1 protein-coding gene is annotated in these 746 nt (G+C 44.9%); it reads left to right on the top strand.

Going from position 1 to position 746, the window contains the following annotated elements; genetic code table 11:
* The coding region (locus R7040_RS26190; RefSeq protein ID WP_318097539.1) for a GGDEF domain-containing protein at positions 1 to 746 on the top strand (746 nt) is incomplete at both ends.

The raw sequence follows: 746 nt of genomic DNA, 5'->3' as shown, positions 1-746 counted from the left end.
ATTTTTGCGTATGCTGCTTTCTTGCACGCAATCATGAAAAAACCAGTGGCATCACTGCTTGAAACTGGTGTTTCTTTGCTCTTATTCGGTGGCAGTATTTTTGTCGTTTTAGTCATCAAGTGGAGCAACGATTCCATCTTAGAGCTACACAGCGTCGCGGAGCGAGAAAAACGCAATGCGGTTCATGACTCCCTGACAGGGCTTCCCAATAGCAAGTATTGCTTCGAACTGATTGATGACAGAATACAATCTGGTGACCCTTTCTCTGTCATTCTGTTTGACGTAGTGAACTTTAAACAAGTGAACGATGCGATGGGACATTTCTGCGGAGACCAGTTACTGATTCAGATTGGTCAACGATTGCAAGACAAGCTCAAAGGGAGCGACAAGATCTTCCGTGTGGGGGGCGATGAGTTTGTCATTCTCACCTCTTCCGCATGTGAGAAAACGGGCACAGAACTTATCGAAAGCCTAGATTGCGCCCTCTCTGCACGCTTTCACCTAGATGAGTTCCAAGTATCTTCACGTGTCGTGTTTGGGATAAGCACCTATCCTTACGACGCGATCTCAAATGATCTTTTGATTAAACATGCCGACATTGCCATGTACCACGCCAAACGTAACGGCAATTTATTCGCATTTTATCATGATGATATGAACGTGGGTGCCAAGTACCAACTTGAAATTTCCTCTCGCATTCAATGCGCGTTAGAGAAAGAAGAGTTTCAGTTGTACTACCAACCCTT

The sequence above is a fragment of the Vibrio sp. 1069 genome, from assembly GCF_033340555.1.
Note: the sequence above shows the minus strand (reverse complement) of the source record. Positions and strands in the feature narration are given on the sequence as shown.